Annotated in this window: 3 protein-coding genes; 2 read left to right on the top strand and 1 reads right to left on the bottom strand. The window is 63.5% G+C overall.

Translation table 11 applies throughout. From position 1 onward, the window contains the following. Nucleotides 1-480, top strand: a 480-nt coding sequence (locus tag AB5Y98_RS17255; RefSeq protein WP_368231650.1) for an IS3 family transposase, incomplete at its 5' end; no start/stop codon positions are given. 11 nt (nucleotides 481-491) lie between these two features. On the opposite strand, the gene AB5Y98_RS17250 is transcribed toward AB5Y98_RS17255, so the two are convergent. Further along, on the bottom strand, nucleotides 492-1496 hold the full coding sequence (locus tag AB5Y98_RS17250; protein ID WP_368232329.1) for an NADP-dependent oxidoreductase: 1005 nt from the start codon (nucleotides 1494-1496) through the stop codon (nucleotides 492-494). Nucleotides 1497-1700: 204 nt separating this feature from the next. On the opposite strand from AB5Y98_RS17250, the gene AB5Y98_RS17245 reads away from it, so the two are divergent. Then, entirely contained in the window at nucleotides 1701-2126 is a 426-nt protein-coding gene (locus AB5Y98_RS17245; RefSeq protein WP_005304877.1) for a MarR family winged helix-turn-helix transcriptional regulator, read from the top strand. Nucleotides 2127-2233: the final 107 nt, after the last annotated feature.

Here is a 2233-nt window from a genome sequence, read left to right as displayed (position 1 = left end):
GATATCACCTACGTCTGGACCGGTGGCCGTTGGCATTACCTGGCAGCTGTGCTTGACCTCCATGCCCGCCGGGTCGTGGGCTGGGCGATGTCTGACAAGCCCGATGCAGAGCTGGCAGTAAAAGCGCTCGAGATGGCCTATCAGCAACGAGGTTGCCCATCAGGCGTGCTGTTTCACTCCGACCAGGGCAGCCAATATGGCAGCCGGGCATTTCGGCAACGGCTGTGGCGCTATCGCATGACCCAGAGCATGAGTCGTCGTGGTAACTGCTGGGATAACGCCCCGATGGAGCGGTTGTTCAGGAGCCTGAAGTCAGAGTGGCTCCCTGTGACGGGATACATGAGCCTGCGGGAAGCGAAACGGGATATCAGTTATTACCTGATGGATTACTACAACTGGCGGCGTCCACATCAACACAATGACGGGATACCGCCAGCAAAAGCCGAAGATCGGCCTAACCAAGTGTCCGGATTTAGTTGACCACTACAGGATCACCCCAGCTTGACCAGCATCTTGCCGGTGTTGCGCCCCTCGAACAGTCCAATGAAGGCCTGCGGCATGCTGGCGAGCCCCTGATAGACGGTCTCTTCGGCCTGCAGGGTGCCGGCGTCGAAGGCCGGGGTCACCTCGGCCAGAAACTCGCCGTAGTGCTGCCAGTGATCGAACACGATCAGCCCCTGCATGGTGAGGCGCTTGCGGATCACCTGGGAGAGGTTGCGCGGGCCGCTCGCCTCGCTCTGGCCGTTGTACTGCTCGATGAGCCCGCACATCACGATGCGGCCGTGCACCACCATGTGGTTGAGGGCTGCGTCCAGCATGGCGCCCCCCACGTTCTCGAAGTAGACGTGGATCCCCTCCGGTGCCAGCCGGGCCAGCTCGGCATCGAGATCCGGGGTCTCACGGTAGTTGATCACCTCGTCGGCCCCCAGGCTCTTGAGGTAGGCCACCTTGTCGGCCGATCCGGTGGAGCCGATGATGCGGGCCCCCGCCCGTTTGGCAAGCTGCACCACCATGGAGCCGACGGCGCCGGAGGCGGCCGACACCAGCACGGTTTCACCGGCCTGCAGTCTGGCGATGCGGTTGAGCCCGGTCCAGGCGGTCATGCCCGGCATGCCGAGGGCGCCGAGAAAGCGCTGGGGCGGCAGGCGGGTGTCGGGCAGTCTGGTCAGCTGGGCGCCGTTGGCGACGAAGCGATCGCGCCAGCCCAGCATGCTGCTCACCCGGTCACCCACCGCAAAGTCCGGGTGACGCGAGGCTTCCACCACGCCGATGGCGCCGCCATCGAGGGGGCCGTTGAGGGGGAAGGGGGGCACATAGCTCTTGGCCTCGCTCATGCGACCGCGCATGTAGGGGTCCACCGACAGCCACTGGTTGGTGACCTGCACCTCGCCCTCCTGCAAGGGGGGCAGCGGCACCTCGACCAGGGCGAAATCGGCGGCGGCGGGCAGGCCGACCGGGCGGCGCAGCAGTTGGATTTGATGGCTGGTGGCATTCATGGCGGTTCTCCCGTTGGATCTGGTGCAAGCCTCGCCGGCGACGGGCCGGGCCCTGTCTGTCGGCGGCGCTGGATGATTTTGTTTGCGTACAAACTAAAATCAGGTTAATCCTGAAACGGAGGGCTGACAACTGTTTTGTGTGCAAATTATTCAGCCCCTCATGCTCCTGGGGTATACTGGCCCCAGTCGTCAGCGAGGTGCCCCATGAGTGAATTGAAAAAGCAGGTCTGTTTTGCCCTCTACAGCGCCTCCAATGCCGTGATGCGGGCCTACCGACCGCTGCTGGACAAGCTGGATCTCACCTACACCCAGTATCTGGTGATGCTGTCGCTGTGGGCGCGGGACGAGGTGAGCCTCAAGGAGATAGGTCAGGAGACCGGGCTGGATGCGGGTACCCTGACCCCCATCGTCAAGCGGCTGGAGAGCAAGGGCTGGCTGACCCGCACCGTCTCCCGCGAGGATGAGCGGCAAAAATGCATTCGTTTGACCGAGGCGGGCCGCCAGTTGCAGCAGGAGGTGCAGGGCTGCTGTCTGGCAGACAGCTTGCGCAATCAGGTGGATCTGGCCGATGCTGAACTGGCCCAGCTCAAGCAGCTCTGCGATCGCATCTCGGCCCAGCTGGGGCGTTGAGTTCGACCGACCATCCGTCTGAGGAGCCCTCCATGAGAATCTTGTTGCCCCTGTTTGCCCTGCTGCTGGGTGCCTGCAGCACCAGTTCCCACTCCCCGTCGATGGCC

Source organism: Aeromonas sp. s3, assembly GCF_040907805.1.
Lineage (GTDB): Bacteria > Pseudomonadota > Gammaproteobacteria > Enterobacterales > Aeromonadaceae > Aeromonas > Aeromonas dhakensis.
Note: the sequence above shows the minus strand (reverse complement) of the source record. Positions and strands in the feature narration are given on the sequence as shown.